Origin of the sequence: Micromonospora sp. NPDC048169 (genome assembly GCF_040652815.1) — a bacterium.
In the GTDB taxonomy this organism is placed as follows: Bacteria; Actinomycetota; Actinomycetes; order Mycobacteriales; family Micromonosporaceae; genus Micromonospora.
Genome location: NZ_JBEZMS010000023.1, coordinates 67,927 through 87,925 on the forward strand (window position 1 = coordinate 67,927; position 19,999 = coordinate 87,925).

A 19,999-nucleotide genomic window follows, 5' to 3' on the forward strand; every position below is an offset into this window, starting at 1 on the left:
GGTCAAAGATCCGGTCCGCCGGCCAGGGCGTCGCGCACCGCCGCCGGGTCGGCCACCGTCACGGTGACCGCCGGGTGCCGCGGCCAGGGGCCGGGGGCCAACGCCGGCACCGGCTCGGCGAAGCGCAGGCAGAGCCCGCCGGCCAGGCTGGCGCCGAAGGTCACCCCGCCGTCGGCCAGCGACAGGTGCGGGCCGATCGCCCGCCACCAGCGGTACGGCCCGGTCAGCTCGGCCCCGGTCACGTTGCCCGGTGTGGTGCGCAGCAGCCACGGGCCGAACCGGACGACGAGCGCGTCCGGGCCCCAGTCGAGCCAGGCCGTGGCGGGCCGGACACCGAGCAGCGCCAGCGGCAGCCGGAACGCCGGGTCGAAGCGGAACGGGAAGCGGCGGGCCGGGCCCGGCGGGACCGCAGCGGGGCCGGCCTGTTCGTCTGGTGGCACGGCGGCGACGTACCCGGTGCGGCGGCCCCGACACCCGCGGACGGCGTTCCCGCGCCCCGCGCCCGGACGGCGGGACGCGGGAACCCCCCGTCCCGGCTACTGCAGGAACGCCCCGAGGGGCGACAGCAGCAGCCGGCCGAGCAGCGCGGCGTTGTCGTCCAGCCGCGTCCGCTCACACTCGCGGGCCTCCGGGTCGTGCCGGCAGCGCCAGATCTTCTGCGCGTTGCGCCAGGCCACGTTCCGGGTGTACTCCACCAGTTCACCCTGGTACCAGTCGTCGATGTCGCCGTTCACCATGTCGATCATGAGCTGCCAGTTGTCCAGATAACCGCGGCGCAGCTCCGGGATCCGCTCGGCGAAGATCTTGTTGATCTCCAGGTAGTCGCGGTGCTGGTCGCTGGCGTCGATCGGCTCGGACTCCAGGCTGTCGAACGTGGTCACCAGCGCGAACGGCAGGTCGTAGTTGATGTGCGCGTTGACGCCCGCGGCGGCCGACGGCAACGGCCGGGCGTCCGGGCCCCGCATCCGCCGGAACAGGCAGGACCACGCCTTCGGGGTGCTCGGGCTGGAGTCGGTCCAGAACCGCAGCGCCTCGAAGTAGCGGGCCGCGAACTCCACGTCCAGCCGCGCCAGGAAGGCCGGGTCGCGGAACCGGTCGTCGTACAGGCCGTCGAGCACCGTACTGGTGATCACCAGGTAGAGCTTGTTGAAGTCGGCGAGCGGGCAGCTCTCCTGCAACGGCGGCAGCCGGACCAGCAGATCCTGCAACTTGGTCAGATGGTCCACGACCGCGGGCACGTCGGCGGGATGGTCGGCGAGCAGGCCGACGATGTCCTGGTGCACAGGACCCCAGACCGGTTCGGTCATCTCTCCTCCACAACGGCCGACGCCCCCACGACGCCACCACCCCTGTTCCGCCGGACAGCCTGCCAGCCACCGTCCACAGGGGGATCCGTCGAACGACGTATTGCCGGCGTACGCCTATTCCGCGCCGTTGCGCAGGAAGATGGCGCTGGCCTGCACCCGCGTGCGTACCTGGAGCTTGTCGAAGATGTGCGAGACGTGGACGCCGATGGTCCGCTCGCTGATGAACAGCCGCTGGCCGATCTCCCGGTTGGTCAGCCCCTCGGCCACCGCGGCGAGCACCTCCCGCTCCCGCGGGGTGAGCGTCGCCAGCTCGTCCACCGCCGGCCCGGCGGGCGCCGCCGCCCGCTGCCGGGGCACCGGCGCCGCCTCCGGCGCGGCGTCCACCGCCACCCGGGCCCGCGAGGCGATGGTACGGATCTCCGCGGTCAGCGGCACCGCGCCGAGCGACTGGGCCGTCGCGTACGCCTCACGCAGCAGGTTGCCGGCGGTGGCCAGGCGGCTGCGTCGGGCCAGCAGCGCCTCGGCCTGCCGCAACCGGGAGTACGCGGCCGGATATGGGTGGTTGCGCCGGTCCCACTCGGCGGCGGAGCGCTCCCACAGCGCGGGATCGCCGCGCCCGTCGTCGAGCCGGCTCAGCTCGGCGTGGCAGAGCGCCAGGAACCCCTCGGCCACGTACCGCACCGGCGCACCCGCCTCGGCGCTCTTGCCTGTCACCCGGTCGACCGCGGCGCGTAGCCGGCGTACCGCGTTCGGGTCCACCTCGATCGTGCGGCCGGCCGCCGCCTCGGCCTCCGCGCGCAGCCCGTGCCAGGCCAGCGTGGCCAGCACGATCACGTCGTCGGACCGGCTCTCGGTCAGGCCCCGCTGCACCGCCTGCCGGGCCAGGTCGTGCCGGCCCTGCCACATGGCCAGGCCGGCACGCAGGATGAGCATCGGCAGCACGTGCCGGGCGCCGCCACCGGCCAGCACCGTGGCGACCGCCTCCAGGTCGCGGTCGGACGCCTCGACGTCGCCGTACCCGACGGAGAGCCGGCACCGGGCCAGCAGCAGCTCGACCGCGTCCGCCCCGGAGGGACGGTGCCGCAGCGCGGCGGCGACCACCTTCTCCGCCTCCGCCCACTGCCCCACCCGGAACAGCCCGTTCGTCGCCACCGCCAGCAGCCGGGTCTCCCAGGTGCGGCCGAGCCCCAGCTCGGCGACCCGGTCGGCGCCCCGGCGGGCCACCACCACCCCCTCCTCGAGGATGTTCAGCGGCCCGGTGAGCAGCTCGGCCAGGTGCAGGTACGCGCAGGCCACGTCCTCCGGACGGCCGGCGGACTCGGCGGTCTCCAGCGCCTGGCGCATCACCGCCAGCCCGGCCGCCGGATCCTCCAGGAACGCCTCGCTGAACCCGAGTGCGGCGCTGGCCATCACCACCTCGGAGGTGGTGCCGGGCACGTCGGCGGCGAGCGCCAGCGCCTCCCGGGCCCGGTCGCCGGCCTCGGCGTAGCGGCCCAGGTGCAGCAGCAGCTCGGCCAGCCGGGCGGCGGCGGTGCACCGCTCCTGCGGCGTGCAGTCGGGCGAGGCCAGCACCAGCCGGTACTCCTGCTCGGCCGGGGCCGACCGGCCGGCCGCGGCCAGGTAACGGGCCCGGCGGATGCGCAGCGCGCAGACCGGTGGCCCGGACGGGTCGTCGGCCAGCTCCTCCAGCAGCATCAGGGCGCGGGCGTGCTCCCCGCTGTGGTGCGCGGCCTCGGCGGCGTGGCTGAGCAGCTCAGCCCGGTCCACCTCGACCGGCTCCGGCAGGGCCCCGTCGGGCGTGACCGCGGGCGGCTCGGTGGCCAGGGTCAGCGCGGCCGACCAGTGGCGGTGCGCCTCGGCGTACCCGTGCAGCCGTTCCGCCTCGCGGGCCGCGGCCATCGCGGCGGGCAGCGCCCGGGCCGGCTCGCCGGCGTGCCGCCAGTGGTGCGCCAGCCGGGCCTGGTGCAGCTCGGCCGGCACGGCGGTGAGGGCCTCGGCGTAGCGGCGGTGCAGCGCGGCCCGCTCGGCGGGCAGCAGCTCGTGGGCCAGGACCTCGGCGACCAGCCGGTGCCGCAGCCGGTAGCCGTCGTCGGCGCCGACCAGCAGGCGGTGCGCGACCGCCTCCCGGACCGCGTCGAGCAGCTCCTCCTCGGGCAGCCGCACCACCTGGGCCAGCAGCCAGTGCTCGACCGGCTCGACGCCCACCGCCACCGCGTGCACCACCGCGTGCGCGGGCTGGGGCAGCGCGTCGACCCGGTCGAGGAAGACCTCGCGCAGGGTGTCGGAGAGACCGTCGCGGCCGTCGCGCCGGTCGCGGGCCAGCTCCTCCGCCACGAACGGATTGCCGCCGCTGCGCTGCCAGAGCTGGTCGGCGGCCTCCGGCGGCAGCGGCGCGCCGACGACTGCGGCGGCCAGCTCCTCGGTGGCGGGCCGGTCCAGCGGCAGCAGGTCGATCACCCGCACCGACCGCAGCCGGCGCAGCTCGGTGAGCACCCGGCGCAGCGGATGCGCGCCGCGCAGCGACTCGGCCCGGATCGCGGCCAGCACCGACAGCTGCAGGTCGCCCAGCCCGGCCAGCAAGTAGAGGATGAGCTGCCGGGTGCTGCGGTCGACCCACTGCAGATCGTCGAGGACGAGCACCAGCGGCCGTCCGCCGGCCACCAGGTGCAGGCCCTGGGCGACGCGTTCCAGCAGCGCCCCGGCGCCGTCCGGGCCGGGGGTCTCCTCGTCGAAGACCTGCAACACCCCGCGGATCGCCGCGGTGGTGCGCGCCTCGGCCTGCTCGGCGTCGAGCCGGCGCAGCGCCTGGCGTACCGGGTGCAGCGGCGAGGCGTCTCCGATGTCGAGGCAGGCGCCGGTGAGCACCACCGCCCCGGCCTGCCGGAGCTGCTCGCCGACCTCGGTCAGCAGGCGGGTCTTGCCCACCCCGCTCTCTCCGGTGAGGAACACCGCGCCGGTCTGCCCGGGCCGCAGGTCGTCGTGCAGCGCCGACCGCAGCGTCGCCATGGTGCCGGTACGGCCGACGAGCGGTGCGGTGTCCAGGTCGCCGGCCATGGGACGCAGCCTAGTCACCGCTCCCGCGCGGTTCTACGGCCGTGGGCCCGGACTGGTACCTCTCGCGTCGACTACACGACTAATGGTTGCGCGTGCCCGACATACGTCGTCCTACAGATCCCCCGAGAACCCGGTGGTGGAAGTCTGCGGTGGTCGTCAGGTACCGGAGTCCGGGGAAAGGGTGGGTGCGATGTCGATCACCACGCCCGTGTGGAGTCGGAAAGCCGTCATCGCGGCGTGCCGGCCGGTGCCCGAGGAACGACGTGTCGTGACCGTCCTCTTCGTCGACATCGTGGGCTCGACGCGGCTGGTCGAGCGGCTCGACCCGGAGGACGTACGGGCGTTGCAGCGCGCCTACTTCGGCACCGTGGCCTCGGTGCTGCGCCGCTGGCGGGGCGTGGTGGAGAAGTACGTCGGCGACGCGGTGATGGCGTTGTTCGGCGCGTCCGGTTCGGACGGTCTCGACGCGTACCGGGCGGTGCGGGCCGGGCTGGACATCCAGGCCGCGCTGGCGCGGCGGAGCCCGGCCGGCGTCCGGCTGCGCGTGCGGGTCGGCGTGGCGACCGGCGAGGTGCTGCTGGACCTGGCCGAGGTCCGCGACGGCGGCCACGGTGCGGCGAGCGGCGCGGTGATCACCACGGCGGCCCGCCTGCAGGAGCACGCGCCGCCGGGCGGGGTCGTGCTCTGCCCGGTCACCCGGAACGCGGTGGCCGGCCTGGTCGAGCAGCGTCCACTGGCCACGCTGACACTCGCCGGCAAGGCGCTTCCGCTGGACGTGTGGCGGGTGACCGGGACTGCCGGTAGCAGGCCGCCCCGGCACCGCGACCCGCTCGTGGGCCGCCGCCGCGAGCTGGCGAGCGCGGTCGACGAGGTCACCCGGGCGCTACGTGACCGGCGTCCCCGGTGGATCTCCCTGGTCGGACCGCCGGGCAGCGGCCGCAGCCGGCTGCTGCACGAGGTGACCGGTGCCGTGTCGAGCGTGGACGGCGTGCCGGTGCTCCGGCGGGTGACGTCCTGCCCGCCGTACCCGTGCGGGGAACTGGCGCCCCTGGCCGACCTGGTCCGTCCCCGGCCGGACGGCACTGTCGCGGACGGGCCGGGCGGTGTGCTCGCCGCGTTCCTGGCCGCGCCGGACGACGACGCGGTGGCGGCCCGCGCCGTGGTGGCCTGCCGCGAGACGCTGCTCGGCCTGGCCGCCGACGCGCCGGTGCTGGTCGCGCTGGACGACCTGGACCGGGCCGCACCGGCGCTGCGCCGGTTCCTGCACCAGCTCCACGTGGCGGCGGGTGAACGCGGGCTGCCACTGGCGGTCGTCACCACCAGCGGCGCCGGCTCGGCCGACCCGCTGCCCGCCCCGGCGCGGCGGATCCCGCTGGAGCCGCTCGGGCCGCTGGACACCGGTCGGCTGCTGCGGCACCTGCTCGACCGGGCCGGGCGGCCGGCCGCGCTCGCCGCACGCCTGATTCCGCTGGTCGGCGGCAACCCGGCGGTCGCGTCCGCGTACGCGGGCACGGATCCGGCGGGCGAGCCCGGCGGCGTGCCCGCCGCCGCGCGCCGCCTGGTGGACGCCCGGCTGGACCGGCTCGACGGCACACACCGGGCGGTGCTGCTGGCCGGGACCGCCCGCGGCGGCCCGGTCGGGGCCGACGCGGTGGAGGCGATGCTCGGCTGGCCCGCCGGCCGGGCCGAGCCGGTGCTGCGGGCGCTGGCCGCGGCCGGACTGGTCCGCCCGGTCCCGGCGGGCGGCTGGGCGGTCGACGCGCTGGTGGCGCGGGTGGCCGCGCTGCGGCTGTCCCGTGCGGTACGGGCGGACTTCGCCCGCCGCCTGCGCGCCACTGAGGACTCCGCTGCCGGCCGCGGGCCGGGAGCGGTAACCGGCGTCCCGTCCCGGGACGCCGACGAGCGGGGCGTCTGCCCGCTCGGGGCGGGACGGTCGCGCCGGTCGGGTGGAGGGGCCCGACCGGCGCCCGTCCCGCCGAACCGGCTGGATCAGGCCGACGCGCTCCGGGCGGTGCCCGCGCAGCCGGTGCGCGCCGGGCCCGTCACGGGGACCGTCCCGGGTGCCGCGGAGCGGCAGGGGTGGCGCGACGTCCCGCGATCCGAGGTCACGCCCGGTCGGTGGCCCGGCCCGGCGGTCACGGCGTGGCCGGAGCAGCGGACCGGACCACCCGGACGGCCGGGCGGGAACCGGCGAGGGAACGAGCCCGGCGGGCGCCCGCTCGGGCTGGCCGCATGAGCGTGACGTCCGGTTCGGAGCGGGCACGGGGCCACTCCGGCCCGGACGTCACCGGGCGGCCGGCCGGTCCGGGTCAGTCGCGGGCGATGGTGCGGCTGCGTCCCCGGAACTCGGCCACCACCTCGTCGCCGCGCCGTACCGTCACGTCGTAGATGCCGCTGCGGCCGTGCCGGACGCGTTCGGTGGCGTACGCCTCCAGCAGGTCGCCCTCGCGCACCGGGCGCAGGAAGCTGATCTCGCCGCCGGCCGCCACGGTCGCCGGGCCGTGGCTGTTGCAGGCCAGCGCGAACGCGGTGTCGGCGAGCAGGAACACGAAGCCGCCGTGCCCGATCGCGTGCCCGTTGAGCATCGTCGCGGTGACCCGCATCCGGGCCACCGCCGCGCCGTCGCCGGCCGACACGAGTTCGATGCCGAGCCCCTTGGACGCCACGTCGGCGTCGAACATGTCGTGCGCCGCGGTACGGCCGGCCATCTCAGGACTCCCGTCGCTGGTCGACGATGCGGCGCATCTTGCCCATCGAGCGTTCCACCCCGTCCGGTTCGATCACCCGTACCGCCACCGACACCCCGATGGTGTTCTTGACCTGCTCGACCAGCATCGCGCCGGCCCGCTCGGCCTCGTCGGCGGCGGCGCCCGCGCGCCGCTCCACGTGGACGGTGAGCGTGTCGAGCCGCCCCCGCCGGTCGAGCACGCACTGGAAGTGCGGCGACAGCGCAGGGGTACGCAGGATCAGCTCCTCGATCTGGGTCGGGAAGACGTTCACCCCCCGGACGATCATCATGTCGTCGGTCCGCCCGGTGATCCTCTCGATCCGCCGCATCGGGCGGGCGGTGCCGGGCAGCAGGCGGGTCAGGTCGCGGGTGCGGTAGCGGACCACCGGCATCGCCTCCTTCGTCAGCGAGGTCAGCACCAGCTCACCCCGTTCCCCGTCGGGCAGCACCCGGCCGGTGACCGGGTCGATGATCTCCGGGTAGAAGTGGTCCTCCCACAGGTGCAGACCGTCCTTGGTCTCCACGCACTCGACCGCCACGCCCGGACCCATCACCTCGGACAGGCCGTAGATGTCCAGCGCGTGCATGTCCAGGCGGGTCTCCAGCTCCCGGCGCATGTCCTCGGTCCACGGCTCGGCGCCGAGGATCCCCACCCGCAGCGAGGTGGCGCGCGGGTCGACGCCCTGGCGTTCCATCTCGTCGACGATGGCGAGCATGTAGCTCGGGGTCACCATGACGACCTCCGGTTCGAGGTCACGGATCAGCATGACCTGGCGCTCGGTCATGCCGCCGGAGACCGGGACGACGGTGCAGCCCAGCTCCTCGGCGCCGTAGTGCGCGCCGAGCCCGCCGGTGAACAGCCCGTAGCCGTACGCGACGTGCACCCGGTCGCCGCGGCGGCCCCCGGCGGCACGGATCGAGCGGGCCATCAGCTTCGCCCAGGTGTCCAGGTCGGCGCGGGTGTAGCCGACCACTGTGGGACGGCCGGTGGTGCCGGAGGAGGCGTGCAGCCGGGCGATCCGCTCGCGGGGCACCGCGAACATGCCGTACGGGTAGTTCTCCCGCAGCTCCGCCTTCGCGGTGAACGGGAAGCGGGCCAGGTCGGCCAGCTCACGCAGGTCGTCCGGGTGCGCGCCGAGCGCGTCGAACGCGCGCCGGTAGTGCGGCACGTTGTCGTACGCGTGGCGCAGCGAGTGCCGCAGCCGGTCCAGTTGCAGCGCGCGCAGCTCGTCGACGCCGATCCGCTCGACGGGATCCAGCTCCTCCGGACGGGGCGTGCGCTCCTCCACGGTGACCTCCTGGCACGACGGGCCCCGGACGCCGCGCGCCGGGCGCTGCGCCCACCGTACGCCCGCCACCCCTGCCCCGTCCCTCTCCCCCGCGATCTTGCACTTGCCGCCCCTCGGGTGTCCTTTTCGCGCAATGTGCCGGGGCACAAAGTGCAAGATCGCGGAGGGCCGGGCGGGGGCCGGGCGAGGGCCGGGGGCGAGAGGCGGGGTTATGCTCTCGGGTGCTGGTGGGAGGTGTTGTGTCGGATCCCCGGGTCGATCCGGACGTCGACCTGCGCGTACCGGCGGACCGCGCGGAACTGTCCGCGCACCCGGCGGTGGCGCTCGGCGTGATCGCCGCCGGTGGCGTGCTCGGCGCGCTGGCCCGGGCCGGCGCCCAAGCCGCCGTGCCGCACCCGCCCGGCGGCTTCCCGTGGGCCACGTTCGCCGTCAACGTCACCGGCTGCCTGCTCATCGGCGTGCTGATGGCGGTGCTCGCCGCCCGCCCGGCCCATCCGCTGACCCGGCCGTTCCTCGGCGTCGGCGTGCTCGGCGGGTTCACCACGTTCTCCGCGTACGCGGTCGACGCGCAGCGGCTGCTGACCGGCGGCGCGGCCGGTACGGCGGGCGCCTACCTGGCCGCGACTGTGCTCGGCGCGCTGGCGGCGGTCGCGGCCGGGGACGCGGTGACCGCCCGGCTCCTGGCCGCCCGGCACGGGAGGGCAGGGTGACCGTCCTGCTGATCGCGCTCGGCGCGGCGATCGGCGCCCCGCTGCGCTACCTCACCGACCGGGCGGTGCAGGCCCGGCACGGCTCGCCGTTCCCGTGGGGCACGCTGACCGTCAACGTCGCCGGGTCGCTGCTGCTCGGCGGCCTGCTCGCGGCGCCCGTCGACCCGGGCGTGACGGCGCTCGTCGGCACCGGCTTCTGCGGCGCGCTGACCACCTGGTCCACGCTCAGCTACGAGACGCTGCGCCTGGCCCGCACGGGGAAACGCCGTCTCGCGTACGCGAATGTGGCGCTCAGTGTGGCCGCGGGCCTGGGCGCGGCGTTCCTCGGCTACTCGGTCGTCACCGCGCTGGGCGGTTGAGCCCGCGCGTCAGCGGGCCCGGCGCTCCGGGTGCGCCCGGTTCCACGCCCGCATGCGCTCCGGATAGCCGGTACGGGCCGCCTCGTAGAGCGGCAGCGCGTGCTTCTGGGCGATCCTGCCGGCGACCCGGGGCGAGCCGGTACGGCGGCGGATCCACTCGCCGTCGTGCGCGATGGCGACCACTGTCGTGTCGGTGGCCGTGGTCTCCGGTTCCAGATAGAACTCGACCCCGCTGCGGCTGGTGACGAACGCCTCCAACTGCGCGAGGTCCTCCTTGTTCGCCTCGCGGTCGAGTTTCGTGGGCGTCGTCGGGTCGGCGGCTCGGCGGCTGAACCAGCGCATGCCCGCCTCCTCTCCTCGGCGTTCGCTCCAGTGCAGCACGCCCGCCTGGCAGGCGGCTGGGAGCGCGGTGGGAGTCGGCTGGGCCGGCTCAGCCCGCCTTCACGCCCGGCGTGCCGACTCCCGGCGTGCCGGCCGCCGCGTCCGGCGCGGCGGGACGCTCCCGCAGCACCGGCACCAGCGCGAGCGTGGGCAGCAGGAGCAGCGGCACCACGCCGAGCGCGGACAGCACGCCGAAGTGGTCGCCGAGGAAGCCGAGCAGCGGCGGGCCGGCCAGGAAGGCCGTGTAGCCGATCACCGCGACCACGCTCACCCGGGCCGGGGCCCTGTCCTCGTCGTCGGCGACGGCGCTCATCCCGACCGGGAAGCCGAGCGACGCACCGAGACCCCACAGCGCCACGCCGGCCACGGCGAGGGGGCCGTTCCCGGCCAGCACGGCGAGCGCCGCTCCGGCGGACGCCATCGCGATGGTGGTGAACAGCACCGGCACCCGTCCCCACCTGTCGATGGCGACGGTGCCGACGGTGCGGCCGAGCGTCATGCCCACCACGAACACGCCGAACACCGCGGCGCCGACCGCCTCGTCGACCCCGTACCCGTCGACGAACGCCACCGCGAGCCAGTCGTTGGCGCTGCCCTCGGTGAACGCCATGACCAGCACGAGCAGCCCGATCAGCAGGGTGCGGGGCTCGCGCCAGGCGGCCAGCAGCGCCTGCCGCCGGGCCGCCGGCGCCCCGGCCCCGGCCGCCTCGGCCGTGGCCGCGAGGAAGGCCCGGGCACCGAGCAGCGTGCCGCCCAGGATCAGCACGGACAGGACCGGCAGGTGCACCCCGACGGGCACGCCGAAGTGCGCGGCGCCGGCGCCGAGCCCGGCCCCGGCCACCGAGCCGAGGCTCCAGGCGGCGTGGAACCGGGGCAGGATGGTGTAGCCGAGGCGCTTCTCCACGGCGGCGCCCTCGACGTTCATGGCCACGTCGCACAGGCCGGAGCCGAAACCGAACGCGGCGAGCCCGAACCCGACGCCGACGACCGATCCGGCCAGGCTGGCGGCGAGACCGGCCCCGGTCAGGCCGAGCGCGACGAGCACCACCGAGACGGCCACCGTGCGCGCCGGCCCGAGCCGCTGGGTGACCAGGCCGGCGGTCGGCATGGCCAGCAGCGAGCCCGCCGACGCGCAGAGCAGCAGCAGGCCGAGCCGGCCCGGATTGAGGTCGAGCGCGTCCTGGGCCGCCGGGACCCGGGAGAACCAGCTCGCCACCGCGAGCCCGTTGAGGGCGAAGACGACCGCCACGCCGTTGCGGGCGCTCAGCACCGCCCGGGGCGCCGGTGGTCGCTTTCCGGCCGGTGCGTCGATGGTGCTGCTCACGGTGCGCTGGTCCCTTCCCCCGTCTGTTCCCGCCGACAATCGCACACCTGAGAGCGCTTCCACCACAAGCGCCGTTAAGGCTTCGCCCATCCATGCCAGAGCAGGCATGATGCGGACATGGGTACGCCGTCCACACGTCCCGCCACGCTCGACGACGTGGCCCGCGACTCCGGGGTGTCCCGGGCCACCGCCTCCCGGGTGCTCGGTGGCTACGGGTTCACCTCGGCCCGGGCCCGCGCCCGGGTGCACGCCGCCGCCGAACGCCTCGGCTACGTGCCGGACCTCGCGGCCCGGGCGCTGGTGCGCGGCGCCGGGGTACGCCTCGTGGTGGCGGTGGTGGGCCGCGACGAGACGGTGCTGGACGACCCGTACGTGCACCGGGTGGTGGGCGCGGCGTCGCGGGAGTGCGCGCCGCACGGCGTCGGAGTGGCGTTGGAGTGGCTGCCGCTGGCCGACCCGTCCGGGCTGGTCCGGCTCGGCGCCGACCGGGGCGTGTGCGGCGTGATCCTGGTCAACACCGTCCAGGCGGCGCTGGACGCGGTGCCGCCGAGACTGCGCGGCCGGGTCGTCTCGATCGGCCAGGGCTCGGCGACGGTGCCCTCGTTCGACGTCGACAACGCCGGTGGCGCGGGCGAGGTGCTGCGCCACCTGTACGCCACCGGCCGGCGCCGCATCGTCATGGTCACCGGGCCGCGCTGGCTGGTCTGCGCCGAGCGCTCGGTCACCACGTACCGGGAGCTGATGCGGGAGTCCGGGTCTCCGGAGCGGCTGGTCACCGGCGACTTCACCGCGGCGCGGGGCGGCTGGGCGGCGCTTGCGGCGCTGCGCCGGTGGCCGGACGCCGACGCGGTCTACGCGGCCAGTGACGCCACCGCGTTCGGCGTGATCGCCGCGTTGCGCGGGCGCGGTGTGCGGGTGCCGCACGACGTGGCGGTGGCCGGGTTCGACGACCTGCCGTACGCGGCGATGAGCAGTCCGCCGCTGACCACCGCCACCCACCCGGTCGACCGGATCGCCGCGGCGGCGGCCACTGCCGTGCTGACCCGGGCGCCGGTCGCGCCGAGCACCGCGTTCCCGTCGACGCTCGTCACCCGGGAGAGCGCCTGAGCGCCGGTCAGTGCCCGGCGGCGTCGGCGTGCCGGCCCCGGGCCTGGGTCAGCACGTTCCGGGCGGCGGCGGGCGCGAAGAACGGCAGCGGGTGCCCGGCGAGCCGGGTGGCGATGATCCAGGCGACCGTCGCCGCCAGCGTGTCCTGGAGTACGGGCCGCCAGCCGTGCCGTAGCCGCCCGGCCGCCTGCCGGAGCGCCGTCGCGGCCCGGCTCGCGGTCGGTGTCATTCCTTCCCTCCGGTCTGCGTAACCCATCCTGCGGCCGGGCGGTGCCCGCCGGTGGCCGGGCACGCGGTGGTTCACGCTGCGGTGGACGCGTTCGGGCCGGTCGGCCCTGGCCGTCGCCGCGCGGCCGCCGGTCAATGGATACGGGAGAAGGAGGGGTTCCGGTGGGCGGACTCATGACGTGGATGTACCGGGGTCGCCGGCCGAACCGGCTGGCCCGGATGCTCAACGCGCTGTCGGCGTGGCAGTACGGCGCCGGGCTCGCGCCGCGGCACTGGGTGACCATGGAGGTGCCGGGCCGACGCACCGGCCGGACCGTGTCGGTGCCGATAGTGGTCGCCGATCACGACGGCGAGCGGTACGTCGTGTCGATGCTCGGCGAGCGGGCCAACTGGGTGGCGAACGCACGCGCCGCGCACGGGCGGGTGGTGCTGCGCCGTCGCCGCCGCGAGCCGGTCCGGCTGGTCGAGGTGCCGGTGGCGCAGCGGCCGGAGATCCTGCGCCGGCACCTCGCGCTCGCCCCCGGCGCCCGGGCGCACGCGCCGGTGGACCGGCACGCCCCGCTCGCCGACTTCGCCCGGGTCGCCGCCGGCATCCCGGTGTTCCGGATCGTCCCGGAGCAGCCCCCGGCGCGGTGACCCCCGGCGAATCGACGGCGCCACAATCTTTCAGAATATCGATCGCTCGCGTTTCCGGGGTCGTCCGAATGGGAGAGGGAGCCGGTAAGATCGGCGACAGAACGGCGACCGATCACGGACTGCCCGGCGGCCCGCACCGGCTCACACTGAGCGCATGAATACGAGACTCCGCCGCCGCACATTCGGTCTCGCGGCGTGTCTCGCCCTCGTGGCGATATTGAGCGGTTGCATGCAGCTCAACCTCGGGCTGACCGTGAACAACGACGACACGGTCTCCGGCCAGCTCCTGCTCACCGCGCCGAAGTCCGTGCTCAAGCAGCGCAACCCGGATCCGGCGGTGGCGTTCGCCGAACTGCGGCCGAACATTCCCTCACTTCCGCCCGGAGCGGAGACCCGGTACGAGGACGCCACCTCGTACGGCATTCAGATCGCGTACCGGAAAACGCCACTGGCGCAATTCACGAGCGAAAGCGTGAATCTTGTTCGGGACGACGATCTGTATCGCTTCTCGCTCCCCCTGGACCCGAAGAAATACGGCGGGAAGGTCGGGCAGCAGGATCCGCGTCAGCAACAGGCGTTCATGACCTTGATGGAGTTCGAGATCTCGGTGACGTTCCCCGGCCGGGTGCTCGACACGAACGGCACGGTCACCGGACGCTCGGTCACCTGGAAGGTGGTCGCCAACCAGCCCAAGCCGGCCGAGTTGCGCGCCGTCGCCCAGGCGCCCCCGCCGCCCGCCACCAGCCCGGCCGCCGTGGTGACCGGGAACGGCTCCTTCCCGTGGCTGGCGGTCGCCGGCGCCGTGATCGTCCTGCTGCTGGTCGTCGGCGTGGCGCTCGTGCTGCTGATGCGGCGACGGCGCTCCCACGGCGGGCCGGACGCGACGGCCACCACCGACCCGGGCGCCACCGGCCCGGCCCACACCCCCGGCGCCGCTCCCGGCCCGGGTGCCTCCACCGGCCCGGACGCGCCCGTCGGCCCCGCCCCGGCCACCACCGGCACCCCGGCCGCGCCCGACGCACCGACTCGACCCGCCGGCCCACCGGCCTGAGCCCGCACCACCACCGACGGCGCCCGCGCCGGCGGCCCACCACCACACCGGGCGGACCCTGGATCACGTGACCCGGAACGCCGCCGCACCACTCCACCCCGGCCGCACCACCGCACCATCGGAAAGAGGGGGATCGCCGTGAACGATCTCTTCACCTGGGCCGCCCTGGGCAGCCTCACCGGCGCCAGCGCCGCCACCCTGCTCGCCACGAACGTCATCGGCGGGCTGATCGGGCCGAGCGGCGACAAGGCGCGCAAGTGGATCGCGCTGGGCTTCGCGCTCCTGCTGTCCTACCTGACCGCCGCGTTCGCCGACGACGCCGGCCCGGAGAAGTGGATCATCGCCTTCTTCAACGGTCTGGTGATCTTCTCGGCCGCGCTCGGCGTCAACCAGCTCCCCCCTGGCAACCGGCAGGCGACGCAGGCGTCGCCGACCCAGCTCGCCCAGGGCCGCGAGCCCCGCTTCGTCCGCTCCTGGGTCTGAGAGAGGTGACCCCATGATCTTCGGCATCCTCAGCGCGGCCGTCCAGGTCGTCTTCGGCGCCGTACTCGGGCAACTCGCCGCCGGTACCGTCGGCCTGCTGGCCGGCGCGGTCGTCGGCCTGCTCGTCGGCGCACCGTTCGGCTGGGCGTCGGCCTCCGCCGGCACGTACGCCGCCGATCCGAAGGGGATCTTCCTCTTCGTGGTCGACCACACCTGGAGCCTGCTCAACACGTTCGCCGGGGCGCTCTACCTGGCGCTGCACCTGGTCTTCGGCCACCAGCTCGACCGGATCGTCTCGGCCGGCAGCGGCCGGGTAAACGTGGTCGAGGGCGTCTCCCCCCGGTACGCGACCACGATCGGCACCGTGTGCGCCGGGTCCAGCCCCGGCATCCAGCGGCACGAGGACGTGCACGTGTTCCAGGCCCGGCTGCTCGGCCCGTTCTACCTGCCGCTGGTGGCGCTCAACTACGCGCTGTTCACCATCGCCCCGGTGTGGCTGCTCTGGCACGACCACACCAACGCGCCGATAAACAGGTTCACCCGCTACTTCGAGATCGGCGTCTACCCGCACGTGTGGAACGAGGCCATCGCGTACCGGATCCAGGGGACGCCACCGCGATGACCGGCGCGATCGAGGCGGCCGTCGCGGACGTCGCGCAGTGGCTGGCCGGGGCGGTGGGCGAACCCGTACCCGTCGGTCCGCCACGTGACGACCCCGGCGGCGGCCTCACCCTCTGGCCGCTGGAGCTGCGGCCGGCCCGGCAGACCGCGACCGGCGGCGCGACGCGCGAGCCGTACCGGTTCGTGGTCCGCCTGCTGGTGGCGGGCGGCGGGCCGGCGGCGCTGGCCGCGCTGGACCGGGTGCTCGCCGCCGCCACCACGGCGGGCCGGCCGGAGCTGGTGCTCGCCGCCGGCGACCCGGCGCTGTGGCGCGCGCTGGGCGTGGCACCCCGGCCCGCGCTGCTGCTGGACGCGCCGGCCCGGGTGGAGCGGCCGGTTCCGGTCGCGCCGCCGGTACGCCAGCCGCTGCGGCTGCGGCAGCTCGGCATGCGCACGCTGCACGGACGGGTGGTCGGTCCGCGGGACCAGCCGCTCGCCGCCGTCCGGGTGGAACTGGTGGGCGCCGCCCAGGCCACCGAGACCGACACCGCCGGCCGGTTCCGGCTGGCCGGCGTGCCGCACGACCCCGACGCGCCGGACGCCCCGGTGCGGATCCGGCTCATCGGCGCGGGGCGCGTCCACACCGCCGAGCTCGACCCGGCCGGCGACGGCCTGATCGTCGTCCGCGCCCCCGACTGACGTCCGAGGAGGACCGATGCCCACCTACTTCTCCCCCGGCATCTACGTCGAGGAGGTGCCCAGCGGGGCCCGCCCGATCGGGCCGGTCGGCATGAGCACCGCCGCGTTCGTCGGGGTCGCGCCCGATCCCGGCGCCCACGTCGGCGAGGCGCTGGCGGTGAACAGCTGGACCGAGTTCCTGCGGCTCTACGCCGACGGCGAGCACCTGGAGAGCACCCCGCTGGCCCGCGCCGTGTTCGGCTTCCTGGACAACGGCGGCACCCGCTGCTGGGTGGTGAACGTCGGCGAGGGCGGGCAGCTCACCGGCACCGGCGGGCGGCGCGGCGGCCTGCAACTGCTGGAGGCCATCGACGAGATCTCCATACTGGCTGCGCCCGGCTACCACGATGCGGTCTCGCACGAGGCCCTGATCAGCATGGCCGAGCGGCTGCGCACCATGGTGGCGATCTGCGACCCGCCGCCGGAGGTCACCGACGTCTCCCGGCTCACCCGGGTCGCCACGCCGGGCAAGCCGCCCAAGCCCGCGTCGCCCGCGTCGGCCGACAAACCCGCCGAGGGTACGCCGGGCGCCACCGACGCCGAACCGCCCGGCACCGGTGGCGACCGCCCCCGGCAGTCGGACTTCGCCACCTTCTACTTCCCGTGGATCCGGGTCCGCGACCCGCTCAGCGGCGACCTGGTGCTCACCCCGCCGAGCGGGCACGTGGCGGGCATCTGGGCCCGCACCGACGCGCTGCGCGGCGTGCACAAGGCGCCGGCGAACGAGCCGGTACGCGGGGCCGTCGACCTCGCGTACCGGGTGACCCGGCCGGAGCACGACGTCCTCAACCCCAAGGGCGTCAACGTGATCCGGTTCTTCGCCGGTGAGGGCATCCGGCTGTGGGGCGCCCGGACGCTCGCCGCCGAAGCGAGCGAGTGGCGCTACCTGAACGTGCGGCGGCTGTCCATCTCCATCGAGCAGGCCATCGCGGGCGGCACCCGGTGGATGGTGTTCGAGCCGAACGACTTCACGCTGTGGCGCTCGATCCGCCGCGACATCGGCGCGTTCCTCACCCGGGTGTGGCGCGACGGCGCACTGCTCGGCCGTACTCCCGAGGAGGCGTTCTTCGTCAAGTGCGACGAGGAGACCAACCCGGCCGACGTCCGCGACGCCGGCATGGTGGTGGCCCACATCGGCATCGCCGTGGTCAAGCCCGCGGAGTTCGTGGTGTTCAAGCTGAGCCAGTGGGCCGGCGGCACCGAGACCGAGACGATCGGAGGCTGACATGCCCACCACTGCCACGCCGCAGCCGGGCGCACCGGTCGACCCGTACCGGGCGTACCACTTCAAGCTGCTCATCAACGGCATCACCAACGGGCACTTCACCGAGGTCAGCGGCTTCGAGGTGGCGATACCGGCGCTGTCGTACCGGGAGGCGGGCAACGAGCGCATCCGCGCCGTGCCCGGCCAGGTCGAGTACGCCCCGGTCACCCTCCACTTCGGCCTGACCAGCTCACGCGAGCTGTGGGACTGGGTGAACGCGGCGGCGAAGGGCACCGTCAACCGGCGCAACGTGTCGGTGGTGCTGCTGGACCCGGCCGGCACCGCCGAGGTGCTGCGCTGGAACATGATCAACGCGTGGCCGACCCGGTGGCGGGGTGCGCACCTGAACACGCTGTCGCAGGAGATCGCCATCGAGGCGCTGACCCTGGCGTACGAGGGCCTGGAGCTGGAGGCCGGCGGTGCCGCCGCCCCGGCGTCCGCGTGACCGGCTGGCCCGCGCGCTGCGGGCCACCGCCGATCGCCTGTCCGGTCCCGACTCGCCGTCGTCGACGGACGACGCGCCACGTCCTCCCGGCCAGCCGCCCGAGCACTGGCGGCGCCTCGTGGCAGCGCACGCCCCCGGCCTCCTGCGCGACCTACCTCCGCCCGACGCCCCTCCCCCGCCCGCCGACGGGCGGGTTCAGGCACGCCGTTGGCCGGCTTGGACGACACGGCTGATCAACCGACTCACCGCCTCCCGCAACGGACCGTCGAGATCTTGGTACGAAAGGGCCCCTATAGGGGCCGTTTCCTGCCAAGATCTTCCGGAGGTCCTGGAAGGTGGGACAGAGGTCTCGGGAAGTGGGAGAGCGGAGCGAGGGCGCGGCGCGGAACCGCCCTGGCGTGGAGCGGCGTCAACGTGGGCGGGTGCGGGGCGGGAAGCGGGCGGGGCGGTGACCTCCGCAGCGGCGGCGGACACCGGGTCCTGCTCGGACAGTGCGGCGCGGGCGTGGGATACCGGATCGCTCGCGGGCGGGCGTGCAGGCCGGGACGTGACCGAGTCGGGCGGTCCGGAAGGGGCGCCGGAGCTGACGGGAACGGCGAGCATCTCCGACAGGACTGGATCACCGAGCGCCACCGGCACGACCGTCACCACACGCACGACTGACGCCAGCGGCGCGTCCTCGACCCGCAGGCCGACGGTGACCCGCGCCCCCAGGCCCACCACCACGGGTGGACGCGGCGGGAACGGCGCGAACGGCGCGCGGCGCGTGATCGGCGCGAGCAGCATGACCGGTGCGATCAACGCGAACGGCGCGCGGCGCGTGATCGGCGCGAGCGGCGGCGCTGGCGAGAACGGCGGCACCGGTCGGCCCACCGAGCCGGATCCGCCCACCGACACTGGCGGGCCCGCTCATCTCGCCGAAAGCTGGGACACCGTCGGCGTGACGTCCCGCGAATCGAACCGGCCGCCACCGCCCGAGCGGCGACCCGACCTGCGCGCGGATCGGGGGGACGTACTCCGGAACCCGGTGCCGGCCGGACGGGACCGGAATGTGGTCGCCGGGACGAGCCCGTCGCCCAGCCGGGACGACGTCCTCCCACTCCTCCTCGCCGCCGCACGACAGGCCACAGGACAGGCCGCACGACCGGCCGCCCCACTGGACGCACGACCGGGGCCGATCATGCCCGCCGGAGGCGACCGGTTCGGGCTCCCCGAGGCGGCCACCCACCAGCGAGGACGCGCCGCCGAGCCGCACCCCGAAGGGCCCGGACCGGCGACCGACGGCGAGCGTCCGGCGCGATATCGGCACCGGCCCGAGTCCACGCCTTCCGGCCCGTGGCCGGCCCTGCCGGACGACTCCGGCCGGACCCGGACCGCGGTCTCCGCGCACCAAACTGCCGAGGGCGGCCCGCCGCACGCGGACCCGTGGCCGGTGCTCCCGGCCGAACCGGCATGGCTTCCCGAGCGGGCCACGCCGTGGAGCGACACGGCCCGGCTGGACCGGGAACAGGCGGGTGACTGATGGAGCGTGTCGCCTTCCTCGTGGACGAGTCCGGCACCCGGGTCGACTGCCTGCTCAACCCGGAGACCGTCCGGGTGACCCGGCTGGCCGGGGTACGCCCGCGTGGCGGGCCCGACGGGACGCTCACCGGCGCCGGGCTGGCCGACGACCCGCTGGTCTTCACCGGCGGTGGGCGTACCGAACTGGTCCTCGACCTGCTCTTCGACGTGGACTTCGTGGAGTCGCCGGCCCGCCCCGAGGACGTGCGCGCGCTGACCCGGCCGCTGTGGATGCTGGCCGAGAACTCGGCTGTCGAGCACGGCTGGCTGCGCCCGCCGCTGGTCCGCCTGGTCTGGGGCAAGACCTGGAACGTCCCGGGCGTGATCACCGCGATCGCGGAACGCTTCGACGCGTTCACGCTCACCGGCACGCCCCGGCGGTCGTGGCTGCGGCTGAAGCTGGTCCGCGTCGCTGAGGGCGCGGAGGCGGCGCGCTCCGGGTTCGAGGAGGAGCTGGCCGCCACGAGCACGCCGGCTGTCGCGCCCGGGTCGGCGGTGGTCGCCGCCGCCGACGGGGCGGCCGAGCCGGGCTGGTCCGGGGTGCGCTTCGACCTGCTCGCCCACGACGCGCTGGGCTCGCCGCTGCGCTGGCGGCTGCTCGCCGAGCACAACCGCATCACCGACCCGCTCACCGTGCCCGCCGGCACCGCGCTCGCCGTCCCCCCGGTCGGCGCCGCCACGGCCCCGCCCGACGCGGTCACCACGGGCGGCACCCCGTGACGGGCCACACCACCG

General features: G+C 75.4%; 22 protein-coding genes. 13 read left to right on the forward strand and 9 right to left on the reverse strand.

Going from position 1 to position 19,999, the window contains the following annotated elements; genetic code table 11:
* Positions 1-2: 2 nt before the first annotated feature.
* From AB0D28_RS20095 to AB0D28_RS20105, 3 genes are all read right to left on the reverse strand, one after another.
* On the reverse strand, positions 3-440 hold the full coding sequence (locus AB0D28_RS20095) for a hypothetical protein (RefSeq protein ID WP_357387774.1): 438 nt from the start codon (positions 438-440) through the stop codon (positions 3-5).
* A 96-nt stretch (positions 441-536) separates the two neighbouring features.
* Positions 537-1,307, reverse strand: coding sequence for a DUF5995 family protein (locus AB0D28_RS20100; RefSeq protein WP_357387776.1), 771 nt, complete (start codon positions 1,305-1,307; stop codon positions 537-539).
* A gap of 114 nt (positions 1,308-1,421) precedes the next feature.
* Positions 1,422-4,361, reverse strand: coding sequence for an AAA family ATPase (locus tag AB0D28_RS20105; protein WP_357387778.1), 2,940 nt, complete (start codon positions 4,359-4,361; stop codon positions 1,422-1,424).
* Positions 4,362-4,629: 268 nt separating this feature from the next.
* Here AB0D28_RS20105 and AB0D28_RS20110 point away from each other — a divergent pair, with 268 nt between their 5' ends.
* Entirely contained in the window at positions 4,630-6,597 is a 1,968-nt protein-coding gene (locus tag AB0D28_RS20110; RefSeq protein WP_357387780.1) for an adenylate/guanylate cyclase domain-containing protein, read from the forward strand.
* Positions 6,598-6,670: 73 nt separating this feature from the next.
* Here the strand turns inward: AB0D28_RS20110 and paaI are convergent, their stop codons facing one another.
* Together paaI and paaK are read right to left on the reverse strand one after the other, a co-directional pair.
* Entirely contained in the window at positions 6,671-7,069 is a 399-nt protein-coding gene (gene paaI, locus AB0D28_RS20115; RefSeq protein WP_357387782.1) for a hydroxyphenylacetyl-CoA thioesterase PaaI, read from the reverse strand.
* Position 7,070: 1 nt separating this feature from the next.
* On the reverse strand, positions 7,071-8,378 hold the full coding sequence (gene paaK, locus AB0D28_RS20120) for a phenylacetate--CoA ligase PaaK (RefSeq protein ID WP_357387784.1): 1,308 nt from the start codon (positions 8,376-8,378) through the stop codon (positions 7,071-7,073).
* A gap of 227 nt (positions 8,379-8,605) precedes the next feature.
* On the opposite strand from paaK, the gene AB0D28_RS20125 reads away from it, so the two are divergent.
* Together AB0D28_RS20125 and AB0D28_RS20130 are read left to right on the forward strand one after the other, a co-directional pair.
* The gene (locus AB0D28_RS20125; protein WP_357387786.1) at positions 8,606-9,088 is read left to right on the forward strand and encodes a CrcB family protein; all 483 of its coding nucleotides are present in this window, start codon (positions 8,606-8,608) and stop codon (positions 9,086-9,088) included.
* Positions 9,085-9,447 (forward strand): CrcB family protein, encoded by a 363-nt coding sequence (locus AB0D28_RS20130; protein ID WP_357387788.1) that lies wholly within the window; start codon positions 9,085-9,087, stop codon positions 9,445-9,447. The genes AB0D28_RS20125 and AB0D28_RS20130 overlap by 4 nt, the downstream gene beginning before the upstream one ends.
* A 9-nt stretch (positions 9,448-9,456) precedes the next feature.
* On the opposite strand, the gene AB0D28_RS20135 is transcribed toward AB0D28_RS20130, so the two are convergent.
* Entirely contained in the window at positions 9,457-9,789 is a 333-nt protein-coding gene (locus tag AB0D28_RS20135) for a hypothetical protein (RefSeq protein WP_357387790.1), read from the reverse strand.
* 88 nt (positions 9,790-9,877) lie between these two features.
* On the reverse strand, positions 9,878-11,152 hold the full coding sequence (locus tag AB0D28_RS20140) for an MFS transporter (RefSeq protein WP_357387792.1): 1,275 nt from the start codon (positions 11,150-11,152) through the stop codon (positions 9,878-9,880).
* A 117-nt stretch (positions 11,153-11,269) separates the two neighbouring features.
* Here AB0D28_RS20140 and AB0D28_RS20145 point away from each other — a divergent pair, with 117 nt between their 5' ends.
* Positions 11,270-12,259, forward strand: a complete 990-nt coding sequence (locus tag AB0D28_RS20145; RefSeq protein ID WP_357387794.1) for a LacI family DNA-binding transcriptional regulator — start codon at positions 11,270-11,272, stop codon at positions 12,257-12,259.
* A gap of 7 nt (positions 12,260-12,266) precedes the next feature.
* Here the strand turns inward: AB0D28_RS20145 and AB0D28_RS20150 are convergent, their stop codons facing one another.
* Positions 12,267-12,488 carry a hypothetical protein gene (locus tag AB0D28_RS20150; RefSeq protein ID WP_357387796.1) on the reverse strand — a complete coding sequence of 74 codons (222 nt, stop codon included), beginning with the start codon at positions 12,486-12,488 and terminating at the stop codon, positions 12,267-12,269.
* Positions 12,489-12,649: 161 nt separating this feature from the next.
* On the opposite strand from AB0D28_RS20150, the gene AB0D28_RS20155 reads away from it, so the two are divergent.
* The 7 genes from AB0D28_RS20155 (at position 12,650) to AB0D28_RS20185 (ending at position 17,704) form a co-directional block, all read left to right on the forward strand.
* Complete coding sequence (locus AB0D28_RS20155; protein WP_357387798.1) at positions 12,650-13,123, forward strand: nitroreductase/quinone reductase family protein; 474 nt, start codon at positions 12,650-12,652, stop codon at positions 13,121-13,123.
* Between the two features lie 229 nt (positions 13,124-13,352).
* Complete coding sequence (locus AB0D28_RS20160; protein WP_357387800.1) at positions 13,353-14,174, forward strand: DUF3153 domain-containing protein; 822 nt, start codon at positions 13,353-13,355, stop codon at positions 14,172-14,174.
* A 138-nt stretch (positions 14,175-14,312) separates the two neighbouring features.
* Entirely contained in the window at positions 14,313-14,657 is a 345-nt protein-coding gene (locus AB0D28_RS20165) for a hypothetical protein (RefSeq protein ID WP_357387802.1), read from the forward strand.
* Between the two features lie 13 nt (positions 14,658-14,670).
* A complete protein-coding gene (locus AB0D28_RS20170) occupies positions 14,671-15,279 on the forward strand; it encodes a glycine zipper family protein (protein ID WP_357387804.1) in 609 nt (202 codons plus the stop codon).
* Positions 15,276-15,956 carry a carboxypeptidase-like regulatory domain-containing protein gene (locus tag AB0D28_RS20175; protein ID WP_357387806.1) on the forward strand — a complete coding sequence of 227 codons (681 nt, stop codon included), beginning with the start codon at positions 15,276-15,278 and terminating at the stop codon, positions 15,954-15,956. The genes AB0D28_RS20170 and AB0D28_RS20175 overlap by 4 nt, the downstream gene beginning before the upstream one ends.
* 16 nt (positions 15,957-15,972) lie before the next feature.
* On the forward strand, positions 15,973-17,220 hold the full coding sequence (locus AB0D28_RS20180; protein ID WP_357387808.1) for a phage tail sheath subtilisin-like domain-containing protein: 1,248 nt from the start codon (positions 15,973-15,975) through the stop codon (positions 17,218-17,220).
* Between the two features lies 1 nt (position 17,221).
* Positions 17,222-17,704: a phage tail protein gene (locus tag AB0D28_RS20185; protein WP_260028717.1), complete on the forward strand. Its 483-nt coding sequence runs from the start codon at positions 17,222-17,224 to the stop codon at positions 17,702-17,704.
* 195 nt (positions 17,705-17,899) lie between these two features.
* Here the strand turns inward: AB0D28_RS20185 and AB0D28_RS20190 are convergent, their stop codons facing one another.
* A complete protein-coding gene (locus AB0D28_RS20190) occupies positions 17,900-18,577 on the reverse strand; it encodes a hypothetical protein (RefSeq protein WP_357387810.1) in 678 nt (225 codons plus the stop codon).
* Positions 18,578-18,884: 307 nt separating this feature from the next.
* On the opposite strand from AB0D28_RS20190, the gene AB0D28_RS20195 reads away from it, so the two are divergent.
* Both AB0D28_RS20195 and AB0D28_RS20200 read left to right on the forward strand, forming a co-directional pair.
* Complete coding sequence (locus AB0D28_RS20195) at positions 18,885-19,226, forward strand: hypothetical protein (protein WP_357387812.1); 342 nt, start codon at positions 18,885-18,887, stop codon at positions 19,224-19,226.
* Positions 19,226-19,984, forward strand: coding sequence for a hypothetical protein (locus AB0D28_RS20200; protein ID WP_357387814.1), 759 nt, complete (start codon positions 19,226-19,228; stop codon positions 19,982-19,984). Before AB0D28_RS20195 ends, AB0D28_RS20200 begins: the two co-directional genes overlap by 1 nt.
* Positions 19,985-19,999 lie beyond the last annotated feature (15 nt).

What these genes read in the sequence shown, in the direction of transcription:
- AB0D28_RS20160 (WP_357387800.1), top strand. Translation starts at nt 13,353, where the DNA reads ATGCAGCTCAACCTCGGGCTGACCGTGAACAACGACGACACGGTCTCC.
- AB0D28_RS20105 (WP_357387778.1), bottom strand. Translation starts at nt 4,361, where the DNA reads ATGGCCGGCGACCTGGACACCGCACCGCTCGTCGGCCGTACCGGCACC.
- AB0D28_RS20170 (WP_357387804.1), top strand. Translation starts at nt 14,671, where the DNA reads ATGATCTTCGGCATCCTCAGCGCGGCCGTCCAGGTCGTCTTCGGCGCC.
- AB0D28_RS20135 (WP_357387790.1), bottom strand. Translation starts at nt 9,789, where the DNA reads ATGCGCTGGTTCAGCCGCCGAGCCGCCGACCCGACGACGCCCACGAAA.
- AB0D28_RS20100 (WP_357387776.1), bottom strand. Translation starts at nt 1,307, where the DNA reads ATGACCGAACCGGTCTGGGGTCCTGTGCACCAGGACATCGTCGGCCTG.
- AB0D28_RS20175 (WP_357387806.1), top strand. Translation starts at nt 15,276, where the DNA reads ATGACCGGCGCGATCGAGGCGGCCGTCGCGGACGTCGCGCAGTGGCTG.
- AB0D28_RS20185 (WP_260028717.1), top strand. Translation starts at nt 17,222, where the DNA reads ATGCCCACCACTGCCACGCCGCAGCCGGGCGCACCGGTCGACCCGTAC.
- AB0D28_RS20195 (WP_357387812.1), top strand. Translation starts at nt 18,885, where the DNA reads ATGCCCGCCGGAGGCGACCGGTTCGGGCTCCCCGAGGCGGCCACCCAC.
- AB0D28_RS20150 (WP_357387796.1), bottom strand. Translation starts at nt 12,488, where the DNA reads ATGACACCGACCGCGAGCCGGGCCGCGACGGCGCTCCGGCAGGCGGCC.
- AB0D28_RS20200 (WP_357387814.1), top strand. Translation starts at nt 19,226, where the DNA reads ATGGAGCGTGTCGCCTTCCTCGTGGACGAGTCCGGCACCCGGGTCGAC.
- AB0D28_RS20145 (WP_357387794.1), top strand. Translation starts at nt 11,270, where the DNA reads ATGGGTACGCCGTCCACACGTCCCGCCACGCTCGACGACGTGGCCCGC.
- AB0D28_RS20180 (WP_357387808.1), top strand. Translation starts at nt 15,973, where the DNA reads ATGCCCACCTACTTCTCCCCCGGCATCTACGTCGAGGAGGTGCCCAGC.
- paaI (WP_357387782.1), bottom strand. Translation starts at nt 7,069, where the DNA reads ATGGCCGGCCGTACCGCGGCGCACGACATGTTCGACGCCGACGTGGCG.